Source organism: Paraglaciecola sp. (assembly GCF_039943935.1).
Lineage (GTDB): Bacteria > Pseudomonadota > Gammaproteobacteria > Enterobacterales > Alteromonadaceae > Paraglaciecola.
On the sequence record NZ_JBDUZQ010000010.1, the window covers coordinates 11,600 to 29,132 of the forward strand.

The 17,533-nt window shown below is 37.1% G+C and carries 13 protein-coding genes; 11 read left to right on the forward strand and 2 right to left on the reverse strand.

Translation table 11 applies throughout. From position 1 onward, the window contains the following. The first annotated feature begins 322 nt into the window (after positions 1-322). The 5 genes from ABJD71_RS05820 to nspC all read left to right on the forward strand — a co-directional run bounded on the left by ABJD71_RS05820 (position 323) and on the right by nspC (position 4,995). Complete coding sequence (locus ABJD71_RS05820) at positions 323-1,225, forward strand: pyridoxal-phosphate dependent enzyme (RefSeq protein ID WP_348165962.1); 903 nt, start codon at positions 323-325, stop codon at positions 1,223-1,225. Positions 1,226-1,309: 84 nt separating this feature from the next. After that, the gene (gene pnuC, locus ABJD71_RS05825; protein WP_348165965.1) at positions 1,310-1,930 is read left to right on the forward strand and encodes a nicotinamide riboside transporter PnuC; all 621 of its coding nucleotides are present in this window, start codon (positions 1,310-1,312) and stop codon (positions 1,928-1,930) included. Next, positions 1,923-2,459 carry an ATP-binding protein gene (locus ABJD71_RS05830; protein WP_348165968.1) on the forward strand — a complete coding sequence of 179 codons (537 nt, stop codon included), beginning with the start codon at positions 1,923-1,925 and terminating at the stop codon, positions 2,457-2,459. The genes pnuC and ABJD71_RS05830 overlap by 8 nt, the downstream gene beginning before the upstream one ends. Positions 2,460-2,560: 101 nt before the next feature. Beyond that, positions 2,561-3,763 (forward strand): saccharopine dehydrogenase family protein, encoded by a 1,203-nt coding sequence (locus ABJD71_RS05835; RefSeq protein WP_348165971.1) that lies wholly within the window; start codon positions 2,561-2,563, stop codon positions 3,761-3,763. A gap of 92 nt (positions 3,764-3,855) precedes the next feature. Further along, complete coding sequence (gene nspC / locus ABJD71_RS05840) at positions 3,856-4,995, forward strand: carboxynorspermidine decarboxylase (protein ID WP_348165974.1); 1,140 nt, start codon at positions 3,856-3,858, stop codon at positions 4,993-4,995. Between the two features lie 116 nt (positions 4,996-5,111). Here nspC and ABJD71_RS05845 read toward each other — a convergent pair whose 3' ends face one another. Together ABJD71_RS05845 and ABJD71_RS05850 are read right to left on the reverse strand one after the other, a co-directional pair. After that, on the reverse strand, positions 5,112-5,591 hold the full coding sequence (locus ABJD71_RS05845; protein WP_348165977.1) for a thioredoxin family protein: 480 nt from the start codon (positions 5,589-5,591) through the stop codon (positions 5,112-5,114). A 113-nt stretch (positions 5,592-5,704) separates the two neighbouring features. Further along, a complete protein-coding gene (locus ABJD71_RS05850; protein ID WP_348165980.1) occupies positions 5,705-8,320 on the reverse strand; it encodes an ATP-binding protein in 2,616 nt (871 codons plus the stop codon). 300 nt (positions 8,321-8,620) lie between these two features. On the opposite strand from ABJD71_RS05850, the gene ABJD71_RS05855 reads away from it, so the two are divergent. The 6 genes from ABJD71_RS05855 to ABJD71_RS05880 all read left to right on the forward strand — a co-directional run bounded on the left by ABJD71_RS05855 (position 8,621) and on the right by ABJD71_RS05880 (position 17,507). Continuing rightward, on the forward strand, positions 8,621-9,418 hold the full coding sequence (locus ABJD71_RS05855) for a sigma-70 family RNA polymerase sigma factor (RefSeq protein ID WP_348165983.1): 798 nt from the start codon (positions 8,621-8,623) through the stop codon (positions 9,416-9,418). Beyond that, entirely contained in the window at positions 9,415-10,065 is a 651-nt protein-coding gene (locus ABJD71_RS05860; RefSeq protein WP_348165986.1) for a hypothetical protein, read from the forward strand. Before ABJD71_RS05855 ends, ABJD71_RS05860 begins: the two co-directional genes overlap by 4 nt. A 189-nt stretch (positions 10,066-10,254) precedes the next feature. Further along, positions 10,255-11,370 (forward strand): peroxidase family protein, encoded by a 1,116-nt coding sequence (locus ABJD71_RS05865; protein ID WP_348165989.1) that lies wholly within the window; start codon positions 10,255-10,257, stop codon positions 11,368-11,370. 2 nt (positions 11,371-11,372) lie between these two features. Then, positions 11,373-11,879: a hypothetical protein gene (locus ABJD71_RS05870; protein ID WP_348165991.1), complete on the forward strand. Its 507-nt coding sequence runs from the start codon at positions 11,373-11,375 to the stop codon at positions 11,877-11,879. Positions 11,880-11,956: 77 nt separating this feature from the next. Next, positions 11,957-15,241: a CHAT domain-containing tetratricopeptide repeat protein gene (locus tag ABJD71_RS05875; RefSeq protein WP_348165994.1), complete on the forward strand. Its 3,285-nt coding sequence runs from the start codon at positions 11,957-11,959 to the stop codon at positions 15,239-15,241. Between the two features lie 829 nt (positions 15,242-16,070). Beyond that, a complete protein-coding gene (locus tag ABJD71_RS05880) occupies positions 16,071-17,507 on the forward strand; it encodes a hypothetical protein (RefSeq protein WP_348165997.1) in 1,437 nt (478 codons plus the stop codon). Positions 17,508-17,533 lie beyond the last annotated feature (26 nt).

Here is a 17,533-nt window from a genome sequence, read left to right on the forward strand (position 1 = left end):
TATGTTTATATTTTTATTCGCTTTTCACAAAGCCTAATAACAAAAAAGCCCGCTTTGGCTGCGGGCTTTTAATGTGTAATGCGTATGCACTAGCCAGCGACCACCTCGTAGAGGGTGATAATAATCATGCTGGTCGTAGTTAAAGTATTCATTTTCATGGGTGCAATTTGCCGTATAGACGTCTATATGTCAACCAACAAGTGTGGTTGTTTTGTTATTTGTTATATCTACTTTCAGCAACCAACTCAAAATAACACGTTTCATATTGCTATCAAGACAATTAAATCTATCATGTAGCCATCATACAAATGGCAGTAACGTCATGTTTTTAAGTAACCAATTAAATATCAATACACCATCTCCAGAGCACTCATTAAAAGCTGCTTGGTTAGAAAAGAAAGCATTAACCTTAACTTTAAAGCGCGATGATCTTATTCATCCTGTTATATCAGGAAATAAATGGCGAAAGCTCATCTATGCGTTAAAGGATGCTAAACAAAACCAGGTACAACATATCATTAGCTTTGGCGGCGGGTTTTCTAACCACTTGCATGCTCTAGGTTATTCCTGCCATCAGCTTAATATTAAATTCACTGCAATTGTGCGTGGAGACTATTCCCTAAACCTTAGCCCAATGCTGAATGACCTGCTCAACTGGCAAACAGATGTTAAGTATGTCAGCCGCATCACTTATAAAAAGCGCGGAGACCCAACTTATTTGCAGCAGCTTAAAGAGGAATACCCTAAATCGCTTATCATTCCCGAAGGTGGCTCGCAACTACAAGCTTTAAAGGGAGTAGCGGAGATCATCACAGAGTTACAACAAAACTACGATTACATTGTAGCGCCAGTGGCGAGTGGCGGTACCTTAGCAGGTCTAATTGCTAGCGCAGCTGCCATTACCCCAAAAACTCAAGTGATTGGCGTTGGTGTGCTGAAAGGAAAAGGCTATTTAGAAGAACTAGTATCATCTTTTTTACCAAGTGGGGTGGTTTGCAATAATTGGCAAATTAACCATGATTACCATTTTGGCGGATATGGTAAAACTACACCTGAACTTAATACGTTTTGTAATGATTTTTTAAGCCATCACAATATCCCTGTTGAACCCGTTTATAGCGGTAAGTTATGTTTTGCAGTCAAAGACTTAATTCACAACGATTACTTCCCCAAGAGCAGTAAAATTCTTGCCCTACACACAGGAGGCTTGCAAGGCGCAAGATAATCTCTTCAAAAATAATATCTTTCATTAATATGAATTATTCGGTCAAATAGGAGGATTACGTAAAAGAAGAGAAAAACGTCCTTAATGAATTGGCATGAATGGCTAACCGGTTTTGCTGGTGCCTCCCTCCTAGAGTGGGTAGCAACCCTTGCAGGCTTCCTATGTGTTTACTTACTTATTAAACGTAATATATGGTCTTTTGCTTTTGGCTTAATACAAGTGAGCATTTACGCATGGATATTTTTTGATGTAAAACTCTACTCTGATATGGCCTTGCATGTTTTTTATATAGGCTTTCAATTTTATGGTTGGTGGGTATGGCGCCATTCATCAAATGAAAACAATCAAATATTAGTCGAAAAAGGATCGCCAAAAGAATATCTACTATGGGTATGCGCGGTGGTCACGAGTACTGTTATATTGGGTACTTTGATGCAGCAAAATACCGATGCTAGCTTTCCATATCCTGACGCGTTTACAACCTGTGCAAGTTTAGCAGCACAGTGGTTACTGTCCCATAGAAGGTTATGGAACTGGAGTTTATGGATAATAGTAGACATAGTTGCCATTGCAATCTATTGGCAAAAAGGGTTATATCCCACCTCATTATTGTATAGCAGTTTGTTAATCATGGCATGTGTAGGCCAATGGCAGTGGTATCAAAACTTAACATCACAACGTAAAAAAGAGCTCACAAGTGATTAAGAAAATTGTATTTTTAGGTGGCCCCTCAACAGGAAAAACCACCTTGTGTGAAACTTTAGCCAATGAGCTTAACACTATCACTGTGCCTGAATATGGACGTGAATACTGGATAACCCATCAAATTGATAGGCGTTTAACCCCAGAGCAACTGCTACATATTGCTAAAATGCAAAATCAAATGGAAGACAAAGCCACGCTGAAAGCCAATCAGTATTTGTTGTGTGATACCAGCGCCTTTACCACGTGGCATTTTGCACTTCATTATCACGAACAAGCGTTACCAGAGCTAGAAAAGCTAGCAAAAGAATGCTGGAAACGATACTCACTAGTTGTTTTATGCGGAGATGACATTCCCTACGACGATACATGGGAACGTTCTGGTGATGCAAACCGGCAAGATTTTCAAGAATTTATTAGAGAACACTTAGCAAAACATAATATTAATCACATTGTGGTGGCAGGGGATATTGAACAACGAAAACAAGCTATTTTAAAGAGCTTACGACTCAGTGCTGCAGAGGTGAGCTAGCACTTTGCCTTTTCAAAATTTCTCATGCGCCTCTTGCACGGACAAGAATTACTGATAGCATTCTGTTTTTACTGTTTAACCTTGTTTATTAGGATTTCCCTATGTCTCGTGTTTTGATCATTGGAGCTGGCGGTGTTGCTGCAGTTACCATTAAAAAATGTGCTCGTTTACCTGAATTATTTGACGAGATTTACTTGGCCAGTCGCACAGTTTCAAAATGTGAAGCGCTACAAAAAGAAGTAGGCATAGACAGAGTCAAAGGTGTGTTTGCTGTAGATGCAGACCATGCCAGTGAAGTCGTCACTGTTATTAATCAGGTGAAGCCTGATTTAGTAGTAAACCTAGCCTTACCCTATCAAGACTTAGCCATTATGGATGCCTGTTTAGAAACAGGAGTAGATTACCTAGATACTGCTAACTATGAGCCTAAAGATGTGGCTAAATTTGAATACTCTTGGCAGTGGGCTTATCAAGATAAATTTGAAAAAGCAGGGTTAATGGCATTATTGGGTAGTGGCTTTGATCCAGGCGTTACCAATGTTTACACAGCTTACGCAGCTAAGCATTACTTCGACGAAATCCATTATTTAGACATAGTAGATTGTAATGGTGGCGACCACGGCCAAGCCTTTGCGACTAACTTTAATCCTGAAATCAATATTCGTGAAATCACTCAACGAGGGCGTTTTTTCGAAAATGGCGAATGGAAAGAAACGGAGCCACTTAGTGTGCGTGAAGACTTAGATTATCAAAACATTGGGGTACGTGCGTCGTACTTGATGTTCCATGAAGAATTAGAGTCAATCGTGAAGCATTTTCCGACCATTAAACGTGCTCGTTTTTGGATGACCTTTGGCGATGCTTACCTGACGCATTTAAAAGTACTTGAAGGTATAGGTATGACGAGTATCGAGCCTATTGATTTTCAAGGGCAACAGATAGTACCGCTAGAGTTTTTGAAAGCGGTATTACCTGATCCAGGTTCTTTGGCCGACGGTTACACAGGTAAAACCTGTATTGGTACGTATATTACTGGTGTCAAAGATGGCCAAGAAAAAACCATATTTATCTACAACAACTGTGACCATGCACTATGTCATGAAGAAGTGGGGGCACAAGCGGTGTCTTACACCACAGGTGTACCTGCAATGATAGGTGCCAGCTTAATATTAGACGGCACGTGGAAAAAACCAGGTGTGTGGAATATGGAACAGTTCGACCCAGACCCATTCATGGAAATGCTTAACAAACACGGCTTACCATGGCACATAATGGAATGTGACAGCAGCCCATTCGCTAAGTAATAAAATCTAGAGTATCCACCTTTAAACAGGCTTAAAGGTGGATTTAAGCCTCCGATAAAATTCAATTCGTTACCAACAACCCAGTTATTTTGATGGCAGACTTTATGTTAAACACTAATATCCCCTCACCCTGTTATGTATGTGAAGAAACAAAATTAGAGGCTAACTTGCAGCTTATGAAGAGGGTGCAACAAGAAAGTGGCGTTGAAATAATTTTAGCCTTAAAGGGCTTTTCTATGTGGTCGACCTTTGATTTAGTTAGTCAGTACCTACAGGGTTCTACCGCAAGTGCGGTATGGGAAGCAAGGTTAGGTAAAGAAGAAATAGGCAAACAGGTTCACGCTTATTCTCCCGCATTTAAACAAAAAGATATTGATGAACTTGTCACTCTTGTTGACCATATATCTTTCAATAGTTTGAATCAGTGGCAAAGATATAAGCAACAAATTTTAGATGCTGGAGTATCCGCAGGACTAAGGGTTAACCCTGAACACCAAGAAGCTGAAACCGAACTTTATGACCCCAGTGCGCCAGGCTCTAGGTTAGGCATAAAATCACAAGATTTAAATGATGCAGATTTAACAGGTATTAGTGGCCTGCATATTCACAACCTCTGCGAATCTGATTCATTTGCCACCGAGCGCACCATACTCGCGGTTGAGAAAAAATTTGGAAAATGGTTACCGCAACTAACTTGGATTAATTTTGGTGGCGGCCACCTGATGACCAGAGCAGGCTATGATGTGGAGCATTTAATTCAGACCTTAAAAGACTTCAAGGCTAGGCACCCACATTTAACTGTTATTCTTGAACCCGGCTCAGCCGTAGCTTGGCAGACTGGATTTTTAGTGACAGAAGTAGTGGACATAGTCGAAAATGTCGACAAGATAGCCATACTCGATATGTCGGCCACAGCTCACATGCCTGATGTACTCGAAATGCCTTATCGCCCAGAAGTAAGAGGAGCAGGCAAGTCTGAAGAAAAAGCCTATACCTATCGTTTTGGTGGCAACTCATGCTTAGCTGGTGACGCTATTGACCGTTATAGCTTTGACCATGAATTACAGATAGGTGAGCGGCTAATATTTGAAGATATGATCCATTACACTATGGTGAAAACTACATTTTTTAATGGTGTAGAGCATCCTTCTATTGGTTTACTCCGCAAGGATGGAAGCTTTGAATTGGTACGTAAGTTTGAATATGAAGACTTTAAAAATAAACTGTCTTGATAAGCTTACTTACGCCACAGAGATAAAAGTTAACATTTACTGCAAAAAGTGAATCTCAGGTAAGGTGGTTAAGTTACGCATTAACTAAAATGTTAACGCGCACTTACCAATTCACTTTAATTAGCTACAAACATAGCCAAGTCTTTTGCCAGACCAACTTTTGGCTTCTCAATTATACGACCTATTTCTTTGCCTTCATCCAATAAAATAATAGTAGGTGTGTATTTCAACTCAAATTGACTGTGTCTATTACCCGGCTCTTGCTTATTGCGATCAACCCCAACAAGAGTTAACTCGTCTAACTTAATGCCTGCACTATCCAATAGCTTCAATAGCCTTGGTACTTCTCGTTCACTGTCGTGACACCAAGTGCCAAATAGAACCATTAAAGATTTACCTTCTATTGATTTTATTGCCATTAACTCTGAATCACTTGGCACATAGCTGTTGTACATGGACTGAAACTCAGGGTAATCAGAGATTAACTGTGAAGCAGAAATAGCACCAACTTGATCAGCAGGAGTAGTATCGGCAGCATTTATAGCACTACAACCTGTTGAAATTATTAGTACTAGAGCCATTAAAAAACGTTTCATAAATAAATCCTTATTGTTAGTATCCTTACAAGGCTACCTAATTTTAACTTTTATAAAAAGGTGTCAATCAACATTACGGTTGTGAGCATCATGATTGCGCATTTATGTTTTGACTATTCATCATATAACTCTTGCATATATTCCCTCATTTCTGAGATATATCGCTCTGCCTCTTTAAATTCATTTTCATCAATTTTATCCTCTACTAAAACGGCAAAATCACTAAGTTTTTGAAATCCATAACTTCCTGCAGAGCCTTTTAGTTTATGCATTAACCCTTTGACTTTCTCCCAATCTTGTTCAACTAAAGCTTGGTTAATATCAACTAATTTATCTTTAAAACTCATGCGATATTTATCAACTAATTTATCAAACTCACTTAGTTTTTCTTTAGGCATGCTTGGTTTCTCAAAAGAATCTTCAAATCTTAAGTATTTGCTTAATAAATTATAAAATTTTGTCGTGTCTATTGGTTTTGCAAAATGCTCTACAGCACCAGCATTGAACACCTGCTGTTTACTGCCTCTATCAACATTAGCGGTAAGCATAATTACTGGAGATTTAACCCCTCTTTCTTTCAATATGGTGGTGGTTTGCAACCCGTCAAGAACAGGCATTTGCATATCCATTAATATCAGGTCAAAGACTTGATGTTGAGCAAACTTTAACGCTTGTTCGCCATCTTCTGCTAGCACCAATTCGAGCCCTGTTTTAGACAACAGATAAGCCACTAAATCCCTATTATCTTGATTATCATCAACTGCCAACACTCGGCCACTCAACTTAGGGATGTGTAGTTCGTTTTTTACCTCTAAGCAGCGTAATATGTCGACTTGCTGATTCGAGGTCAACATAGATTTTTCGTCTGCTTCGTGCCATGGTAAATACACTGCAAATTGACTGCCTTTACCTTCTTGACTAGTCACTTTAATATGACCGCCTAACATTTCGATGAGTTGTTTACTGATATAAAGCCCTAACCCCGTACCTCCATATTTCCTGTTGATAGCTTGATTACCTTGAGAAAATGCCGTGAATAAACGTAACTGTTGTTCATCACTCATTCCTGGGCCTGTATCAGAAATCACAAATATTAATCTACGCCTGTAGCTGTCTAAATGAATTTGCACATCAACCTGGCCTTCTTGAGTAAACTTTATGGCGTTGTTACACAGGTTGAGTAGAATTTGTTTTAATCTGGTACCATCTGTGATGAATTTTTCTGGAAGTGGGAAGTTAAGCTTCAAATTAAATATTAGATGTTTTTCTAACGCAAATCCCTCAATATGTGACGCTACTTCATCCAACATATGTACCAAGCTAGTTTCTGTTTTGTTTAGCTGAATTTTACCCGCTTCTATCTTAGATAAATCAAGCACATCGTTCACGATATTCAGTAGATATTGACCACCACTATGTACCGCTTGTATCGCTTTGTTTTTTTCTTTAGGGCTGGCAGTTGGGTCATTCAAAATAGCTGAGTACCCTACAACCGAGTTAAGTGGCGTTCGGATTTCATGACTTACATTCGCTAAGAATAGGCTTTTAGCTTCGGTTGCAGATGCCGCAAGATTTTGTTCTTTTTGCGCCAACTCAACTTGATACTTAATGACATGGGTTTGCCGAATTTCTTCAGCTTGATCTTTAATTTTTTGCTCACGCTCCATCACCGCATGCTGCATATTTGAAAACTCTTTAGCCAGCTCCCCAAGTTCGCTTTTCTCAGAAATGTTGATTTTTTCAGTGTAACTACCACTCGCGACGAGCTGTGCCACTTCCAATAATCGACTAACTGGGCGAGTGATACTCCTAGCAATAAAGAAAGAGCCGAGTAAAGCTAATAAAATCCCCACAATAAAAAAAGGTAGCAGCTCTATCATAAATGCGTTTCGGGTTTGCAACCAAACACCAATTGAATCTTGTAAAATCACTACAAACTGCAGGTTAGATTCTTTGAAAATACTAAAAGGTAAAGCCACTACATCATCAGCTTCCATGATAGTCATATCAGTCAACAACCCATGATTCACAAAGTTTGAGGATAGAAGCATCAATTCATGCTGAAAATCAGAACTATTTTCAAGGGTAGATAACAAGATAGAGCTTTCGCCCCCCTGCTCTACCAAAACATTAATATCTAATGATATTAATGTTTTGGTGCGAGATAAAAATGCATGGTTAAGCCTCTTTCCCATTAGTAGCCAGCCAATAGTAGCAGGTGCTTTAATTGGATCTGCAGACATCAAATAAGCTTGATTTCCCACATTAGCAATCCAAGGCATATTCTGTTGATTTCTATCTAGGTTTTGTGCAAATAAGCGATCAACTATTAAATCCTCATTGCCATACTGGGTTATCAATTCAAAGTCATTATTTAATACTAAGGCAATATCTGCACCAATACGTTTACCGTGATTAAACAGTACACTTTTAATAGATTGAGGATCATCACCTTGCCCAATAGCACTGCGTAAAGCCCAATCTTTGGCTATAGTTTCAACACTTGAATCAAGGTGTTGTTTGGCAATCGTTACCTCATTCATAAACACGTTTTCGCCCACTTTTAATCGGGCGATAAACTCCCGCTCGGCTTGATTATAAGCAGCCTGATAAATGCTAATTAGCGTTAATGCGAACACCAAGGTAAACAAACTAACCACCAGCAAAAAAACCTTTTTTTGCAAAGGAGTCCAAATCAATTGCTTACCTTTTTGTAAATGCGTTTTCACAGTCTCATCCAAAGCTTGTTCATAATAAAATCCATAGGATAGGGGTCACTTCTGATTTACGAGTCTATACAGACAAATAAACACTAAGCTAAATCTCAAGAAAAAACAGATATTAGTACTCTTAATTTACGCTAAAATTTAAAACAACTAAGAATAACAACTTAAAAATCTAAAATTATCACGTTTTTGTCATTAATTTTTAGAGCAGCAATTGCACCACCAAGCAAGATCGATTAATCTTTACTCTGAAAGTGTAAATTTCAACCAATTCAATACATTAAAACAATAAAAGTGGTAGAAATGGACCAAAAATTAAGCCAAGCAGAATCGATTGTTTTACGAATATCGAGAGGTGACAAGGAAGCAGAACAAGAACTCGTCACTACCTATTATCGTGGTTTGTTATTTATTCTTAATCGACAGACTCAAAATCAAGCGCTCTCCGAAGATTTAGTACAAGATACATTTATTGTCGTTATCCAAAAAGCGAGAGCTAATGGCATCACTAATCCAGCGGCGCTTTCAGCTTTCATCAGACAAACTGGTATTAACCTATTAATAGGCCATAAACGTAAAGAATCACGTCGCGATACCCATGGAGTAGACAATATTGAAGTGCACTCCCCAACCGATAACATGGAAATCAGTCAAGCCTTACACTCAGGTAAGCTACTCAAAATAACCACACAATTACTCAATGAACTAAAAAGCCCAAGAGACAAAGAAATTCTGCAAAATTACTTCGTTTACGAGCAAAACAAACAACAAATCTGTGAAGACTTAGCACTCAGCAAAGAACACTTTGACAGAGTATTGTTTAGGGCAAGGCAAAGGCTAAAACAACTCATTCAACATAAACTCGGACGTGAAAATAAATCCTCAAAAATTACAACAACCTATCTTAGCATTGGTATTTTTATAGCCGCTTTTAATCTACAAAGCCCTGAATTAAAAAGGGAACATTTATTCGCAACACAAGTGAGAGATAAGCAGCATCAAGAGCACTTACCAATTACAACGCCAATAATGAATAGTCGATATATACCTAAACTTACCAATTTGGGTATGCCGTTAACGTCTAAGTCGAGGTGTGTATGAACACAACCAAAATGGGTGATGAAACAATCAACCAAAACGATATAGTACAAAAGTATTTGCACAACAAACTGACACCAGAAGAAACGGTAGAGTTTGAAGAATACATAATGGATAAACCCCATTTACTGGAGCAATTAGAATTGGATAGCGTGATGGTGGAACATTTGCCGAGTGTGCAAGAAATTCCTGTTCAAAGCAGGCTGTTTTCTTCAATTTTCAAGACAATAGCTTTCGCTGCGCCTGTTTTGTGTTGTGTTGTACTGCTATTAATTTTGTTTAATGAGCCTAGCACAATGTATACAGCTAATAATAATTCTCATATTCATTATTTAGAGAATTTACGTTCTGTAAATAAGAAAATCACTGAAAATATTACCGTCGAGCGAAACACTCGATCACTAATGATAGTGGCGACACCGTACGTTCTTGCAGAACAACATCAAGTTAGTTTGATTAATCCGTTGACATCTGAGCTTATATACTCTGATGTTAAAAAATTATCCGAGCTTGGCCAATTAAACGTTCTAGTGAACGGCAATGTCATTGACCTAGGGTTAGTAAAACTAAGAGTCGAACCAATATATGAAAATCAAGCCCTAGAAAATTCATCTATTGAAGTCGAGTTAGTCATAAAACGGCAAAATTAGTCAAAAAGGAATATAACAATGCTAGCAGACTGTACTAAAAACGAAATTGCTAAAAGCATGTTTAAAATAAGAACCACTGCACCACCGAAAACATTCCAAGCAGGGTATACCTACTTCGGTCAATTTTTATCCCATGAAATAGTCCCGAGTACATTTCAAAGATCAACTAGCAGAAAAGTAGATGGATATATGAATTTAGATAGTATTTATGGCGCTGCGCCATATTATACATATAAATTTTCTCCAGAATCATTACCCTTTTTTGAAACTTCAGGCCTATTTAAAGTAAATCAAATTGAAGATGAAGCACATGACTTACCTCGGGAAACTAGAGGTGGACAAGCGGTTGCTATTATACCTGAAGTTCGTAATGATGAAAATCAAATCATCGCCCAATTTCATCTGCTTTTTTTACGATTGCATAATAAACTTTTAAAACAAAAAATAGCTGCAAATGCTCTAGAGGCTCGTATATATACAACACTATTGTTCCAACTATTAGTTATCGAGGACTTTTTACCTAGGATAATAACAAAACGTGTACACGAACATCTATTTAACAAAAACCAATACCCAATCGATGATTTGTTATTCAGCCACTATAATTCAGTAAGCCCTTTTTGCTTCATACCTACTCTATTTTCCCATGCTACATGGAGATACGGCCATAGCACGGTAAGAAGTAATTATCATTTAGATGGGTCTCCACGAGCTCCTAGAATATCTAGTTTAATAAAACGAAATGAGGCGATTCCAAAATCAAACCAAATATATTGGTCAGCATTTTTTGAAGCTGGGCAACCAGCATTTGCAATTGATACAAACTTATCAATTTATATGAATCACTTATCCAGTAATTACTCAGCTGACAATATAGTCTCTTTAAATATCGACGCAGCGGAACTTTTTGATTTACCTAGTGGTTTCAGTATTTATGAACATATGAGTATGCAAAATGATTGGGAGGAATTAAAGACTAAGATTGGTATTCAGCCAATAGAGACGATCGACAATACCAGTTTTGAAGGTATTTCAGGCTTGACTCATAAAAACCTACCGCTATGGCCTTATGTACTGTTAGAGGCAGAAACTCAAACAGGCGGCTCTAAACTTGGTCCTTTGGGTAGCTTAATTAACGCTACTACCATTAGAAAATCAATTGCAGGGGCAACCGTTACAGTATTTGATAACGAGCAATATAATTTTCAATCCGCACTTAAAAAGTTAGGTAAGTTAGCTGAGAGATTTAATACAACAGATAGTTTAAACATGATGAACGTAATCAACTTTATAAACGAGGAATAAAAATGATTGATTTTAGCAAGCTAGAGAATTGGCATACTGATGAAGCCGCAATATTGTCTCCTATACTCGAAGTATTCGATCAAATAACAACTGACACAGACCCGGAGTCTAGTATTTATAAGAGTGCTGTAACTTCTCTTGCAGCTTATGTCCCTGCTCTAGATAAAAATGATCCAACTCTAGTTAAATCACTTAAGAGAAAAGACGCTGATAATGAAATTTATCAAAAAGGAGATCCTAACGGTTGGGCAAAGCAAATGATAAGCGCTATGGAAAGTCTCAGATTGACACTTAAAGAAGAAAATGGAGTGTATTTTCTTGAAGACACCCAAACCATAGAGATAGCATTCAACGATAAAGAAAAACTCAAAATTACTAAGTGGCGTGTAGATCACAGTCTTCACAAAGGAGAATCGGCCTTCACCGATACGCTAACTTGGTCATACGCTTCAGAAGTTGACGGCAAAATGGATTTTACAACTTCATATAGTTGGCGAGGTTATAGATAAAAGTCGAGTATCCAATGAGGTGTTATAGATTTTTTTTAAACTTTTTACCTAAGCATATAGTATTACTCGTTGGCGTAATGACGAGTATTACTGTACATGCCAAAGAAAATCTCTTTGAGATTTCAATCGAATCAAATATTGAAAAAGTTGTCATTATTGAAGGCCCTTACCAACCCTTTTCTGCAAAAATTTTTCAAGACAATCGGTTAGTACAGAGTCTAGAATCTAATGGCATTGCCTTTCCATTCATTCTTTTTAAATTGCCAAATTCTCTCTCTCTCTCACCTTACATAATTAAAGCTACTTCAGAAAAAACATTTGATACAAAACTTTTTAGTAAATTAGAACTCTCTGATGAATTAAGCTTAGATCTTTTTAGTCACAGCAAGCCAATTATTGACGCATCAGATAGTATAAGGCTTAGCGAAATATTGTTAAAAGAACCTACCATTGAATTAGCGCACTACTTAAAAGATCTGGTAATGAGCAAGCTCTTACAAGCTAGTGACTTAGAGTTTGTAGAAACCAAGCGAACATTCAAAAAATCTAATATAAGTCAGTTGCGTAAATTATTCTTAGAATTAAGGCAAGTTGAAAAACATCACGATAAATACAAAATCCTTTTACAATTAGAGAAGCTAATCGCTTTCTTAGAAAGAAGCAAACTCATTTCAATTTATCCAAACTTTGTCAGTCTACTCAAGAGCAAAATAGCATCAGTTTTCTCGGATATTGACTTTAACAAGCTATCTCCTTTGTTACCTAAGCTGACATTAATCTGTGAACATGACTACTCACACAAGTTAACAATGCGTGAACTATACAAGCTTTTGAAAGTCTGCTTTTTAGATACACCTCTCGTGACGTGGAAAAAAAACGACAATCCAGACTTACTTTTTAATACATTAAAGGGGTATTGGCTTTATCATAATCGCTTTAATGAACATGAAGATGCCATTATTTTTTTAACTTCGGCAATAAACACGCACTCTAAAGTACTCGATAATTTGCAATTAGGTGAACTGACTCAAATATTAGGTTTATCTCTTGGCTACATTGGAAAACTGTCAGACGAAATAAGTGCATACCACAAAAGCATCGACATCATCAAAACCACCAGAGGAATAACCAAACAAACAGATATAGCTTTGGCAGACATGTACTATAGCCTCGCATTAGCCTATTTAAAAGTGGGTAAATTAGATAAAGCTAAACGATTTATTGAGAAAACTATTGAAATTGAAAGTCAAGTTGGCACCACCAATGGTTATTATATATCATATTATGCAGCAGGAAAAATCGAGCGAGAAAAAGGGAATGGCGAACAGGCTAGAGAGATCCATGAGGAAGTTTTAAAAAATCTAAATCCTAATTTTTACCACCACTTAGCGGCAGAAATTGAACTAATAAAAGATCATGTATCCTTAGAAAACTTTTCTGAAGCAGAAAAAATAACAGATAGAGTATGCTTTAACGAAAACACTGAGTTTATGTTTGAAGCTCAAATCCTTGATTGTTTATTGCTTAAATCTGAGCTCCGAATAAAAGCAAATGAGTTTACTCAAGCACAATTCTATATAGACGCAACGCATCAATGTACAAAAGATAAAAATTGCAGTAATGAAACGCTATTGAGCTTAATAGAAACCCCTCTTAACCTAGATGGTTTCACCTGCAAAACAAAAAACACACAATCAATCGAGCACACTCACTACCCGATAAGACAAATCAAGCTTTCAATACTTACCATAGAATCTAGTCTTAATTGCGAACCCGAAGTAGAAAACGCATATAAAAGAGCTAAAAAAATTATTTCCCACATTACACCTGATATGTATCAAGCAGCTTCTTTTATTTCAATCACACAGAAATTATTCGATGTTTTTGTTACGTCACTTTTTAACAATAGTGAAATAGCAGAAAAAGAGAAAAAATACCGTTTGGTTAATGCTATTGAAGAGTCCCAAAACTTTAACTACATCTCACGGATAGTGTCACAAATACAACCATCAATGACGCCTGACGTTGAGGTTAAGTTAACTACTCTATGGCAAAAAAAAATTGCTTATGAAAAAGAGTTTATAAGTTCACAAATAACTCCTGAGCGAAGGTCGTCAATTCACTTCGAAATTGACAAGTTATCTGAAAAATTATTTACTTTTTTCCGCCAATCAATAAGCACTCAGACATACAAAAGCACGTCACTTTTATCTTTAGGTGAAATAATTGAAAAGTTAGAGAAAGACCAAGCAATAGTTCATTTTTTTTCCAGTGAAAACAAGTTTTACGTATTGTTTAGCAGTAGGGAGCAATCTACTTATTACGCACTAGAGGCATCCGAAAAATTCAATATTTTCTCCCAATCTGTAAATGAAGGGTTGAATACTAAGAATCTACTTGGCTTACTAAAAAATATTTTAATCACCGACTTTTTTCCAAAAAAACACGTTGATCTAACAGGTATTAAAAAGCTGATTCTTGTGACTGATGGTTTATTAGATGCAGTGCCTTTTAATGCATTCAATAAAAGTACTTCTCCTCTAGTTTATCATCCGATTATCGAAGAAATAGAAATTATAAAAACTAACTCTGTAAGCCAATATCTAGCTTATAAAACTAAACCAACTATATCTAATTACGATATAACTGTGGTAGCAGATCCCTTGTTTGGCAATAGTGATGAACCAAACGAAACTTTTACAAGTATTGTTCAGCGAGACTGGTTGCCAAGTCTACTACCATTACCTCATTCTAGGCATGAGGCAGAGAATGTCGCTAGTTTATTTCATAACAGCAAAGTAAATCTTTTGTTAGGTGAGCAGGCTACAAATTCCGCTCTATTCTCACCAGCTGTGCGGAACTCAACTCTCTTACACATAGCGACACACGGTTTTATGGATAGAAACTACCCCGACTTAGCGGCTTTTGCCACTTCCAAAAAGAATCAAAACGGTTATATATCTACTGATTTTGTAACTATGACAGAGCTGACCAGATACAAGTTCACCTCTGAACTAGTCATTTTAAGTGGCTGTGAAACTGCACTTGGGGCCTTTTACAACGGCGTAGGAATAAACAGCCTAACCCAAAGGTTTATTCTGCAAGGTGCTGGCTCAGTTATCAGTTCCTTGTGGAAAATTGACGATATGCCTACTTCACTATTTATGAATTACTTCTATACCAATCTAAGAAAAAATAAGGGTAACACAAGCGCTGCATTAGCCGATGCAAAGCGCAAATTCATAAGCTCAGGTATTTATAGCCACCCTAAATATTGGGCTGGTTTTGTATTAACGGTAGCTAATAATCAATACGAAAGAATCAATTTAACTCCAAAGTTAAATTCAATAAAGAGTATCTAGAGGCATAACCAAATATATTACACACATACAGATGAAGAAACTGAAAAATGATGCTTTGTTTCAACTTGGCGTTAAAAGAAATTTAAGGATACTTGATACGCATTTGGTTCAATAGTCGCTGAAACCCAAAAAGGGAGTCTTGCACTGCAACTCAATGGTAATTCTTTAGGCCATTTAGTAATGATTGCTGAAATTTCCGCGTATCAGGGTTACGACTTATGCCATGTAGAAATAAACGGAATCGATATACATAAAGCGGTTTAGTACATGCTACTTGCCATGCAAGACCACTCACTTGTGACCAAATACAGTCAAATATCAACTTGACTGTATTGTAGAAGAGTAATGCATAAATTGGGCAATATAAGACTTTAATGAACTACCAGGGGGGAGCGATGCTGCATCGGTAGAGATATACATAAGAAGATTTCCAGACAAGGCTGTGTCTCAGCAGTTGCGTGATTACTTCCCCTTACCTGAATTCAGCTTTCAGTATCACTGTACCCTCGGGAGTTCAGTTAGTTGCAACTATACTAATTATAAAAAACTAACATTATGTAAATAATAATTACGCTAACAACCAGATACAACATTCAAAACGCAGCCAATAGCTGCGTTTTTACTATCAATATAAAGCATTATACAAGCACATCATTATTCAAATTACTTAAAACGCGATGCCGACTTTCTAAGGGGATTACAGACTGCAACCTAAAAGCTCTATCCTATTAAATCGTTGCATTCATTATGGGCAATCACTATTATCTAAGACATAGACTTTAGTATTAAAAACTGTGTGAAACTTTGTAGATATTTGGAATTGATTTAAATGACATCAACTTTAAGTGATTCAGACTATACCCAAAATGTTCAAACACTATTAAATAAGATTCAGCACAATTCAACCCGCAAAGATTCATTTTTTGAACTAGCACAAATCTACTATACATCTTGTCAAGCTGATGCTGGTGCTTTAAGAACTTGCCAAGAAAATGTTAAAGGAGCTGAGGATTACCTGAGCTCAGTAAGCGGCGCCAAGCGTGAGTATGCTCAACAGCAAATTAAAAAATTTCAAAATGACTTAAAAATAGAAGAACATAAACAATGTATTGATCGTCAACATAGGTATAAATGCTTAGCAAATATTTGTGTCAATATATTGAGATTAACTGAAGGCAAGAATCAACAACAAACCGAACTAAAAAGCTCTAAGTTATTAGCTACTCTATTTATGTTATCCAGTTCCGAAACCAGTAACAGACAACAAATGCATCAGCTTTGCAAGCCTTTATATAAGGCGGTTTTGTCTTTGAGGTTATTAGACAAGTTATTAGCTCAAGACATGTTAACTAATACTTATATAACCAGTCGCTTTGATCCCACAACTCGCTTTTCAAAAGACGCCAGCCGCTATAGTCAATTTCAACTTGATGTAGCTATACCTGTAATCATTGCAGCCCTATTGCAAGATATAGGCATGCAACATCCAGAAACACAGCGTTTGCTAAAAGGAGCAGACGGTACGCAAGACGAGTTTCGTGTTTTAGATAAAGAAACCCGCACATTATTGCTCATAATCAATCATGAACAAACTCAAGATTTTATTACAAATGGGATAGGGGTTTCAGAATACGAGGGTAATGATTCTAATAAACAGGAACGATTTGAAAAAAAGCAAATCAACCGTATGAAGTTCGTATCAGGCTTATTAACCGATGCAATCAAACCTACAGAAGACAGTATTGGCAATATTGTTAAAATCCCTCAAATATACTCATCGTTCGTGCTGTCAACCAAGCCAGTATATCGTTTTTTAGATTTACCGAACGTAATTACTGTTCTCAAAAATTCTGCAAAACATGAATTTATTTGTAGCCACGCTTGCGAATATTTTATTAAGTTGGTTGGACACTTTCCATTAGGCTTAGGTATGTTGTACCTCCTACCGCACAAACAAGATGATTACTATTATGCCATTGTTACCCGTTTAAATCCTAAGCACCCAAACAGCCCTACTTGTAGGCGTGTAACTAGTTTAGATAACAATAATGAAGATGAGAAAGACTTCACATTATCAGAAGATAATAATTTGTTTTACGAAAACCCCAAACAACATCTAGAAAGTTTAAGCCAAGAAGCTTTGAGCACATTGCGCGAAAGCCATATTCGTCGACTAAGCGAAACCAAACTTCCGTATTTCAATGAAGGATTTTGGAACCCCTATAGATACTTCAGTATTAACAAGCAACAAAGGCTTTGGGATTAGTTGAGTAAAGGTTGTTTTAACTATTG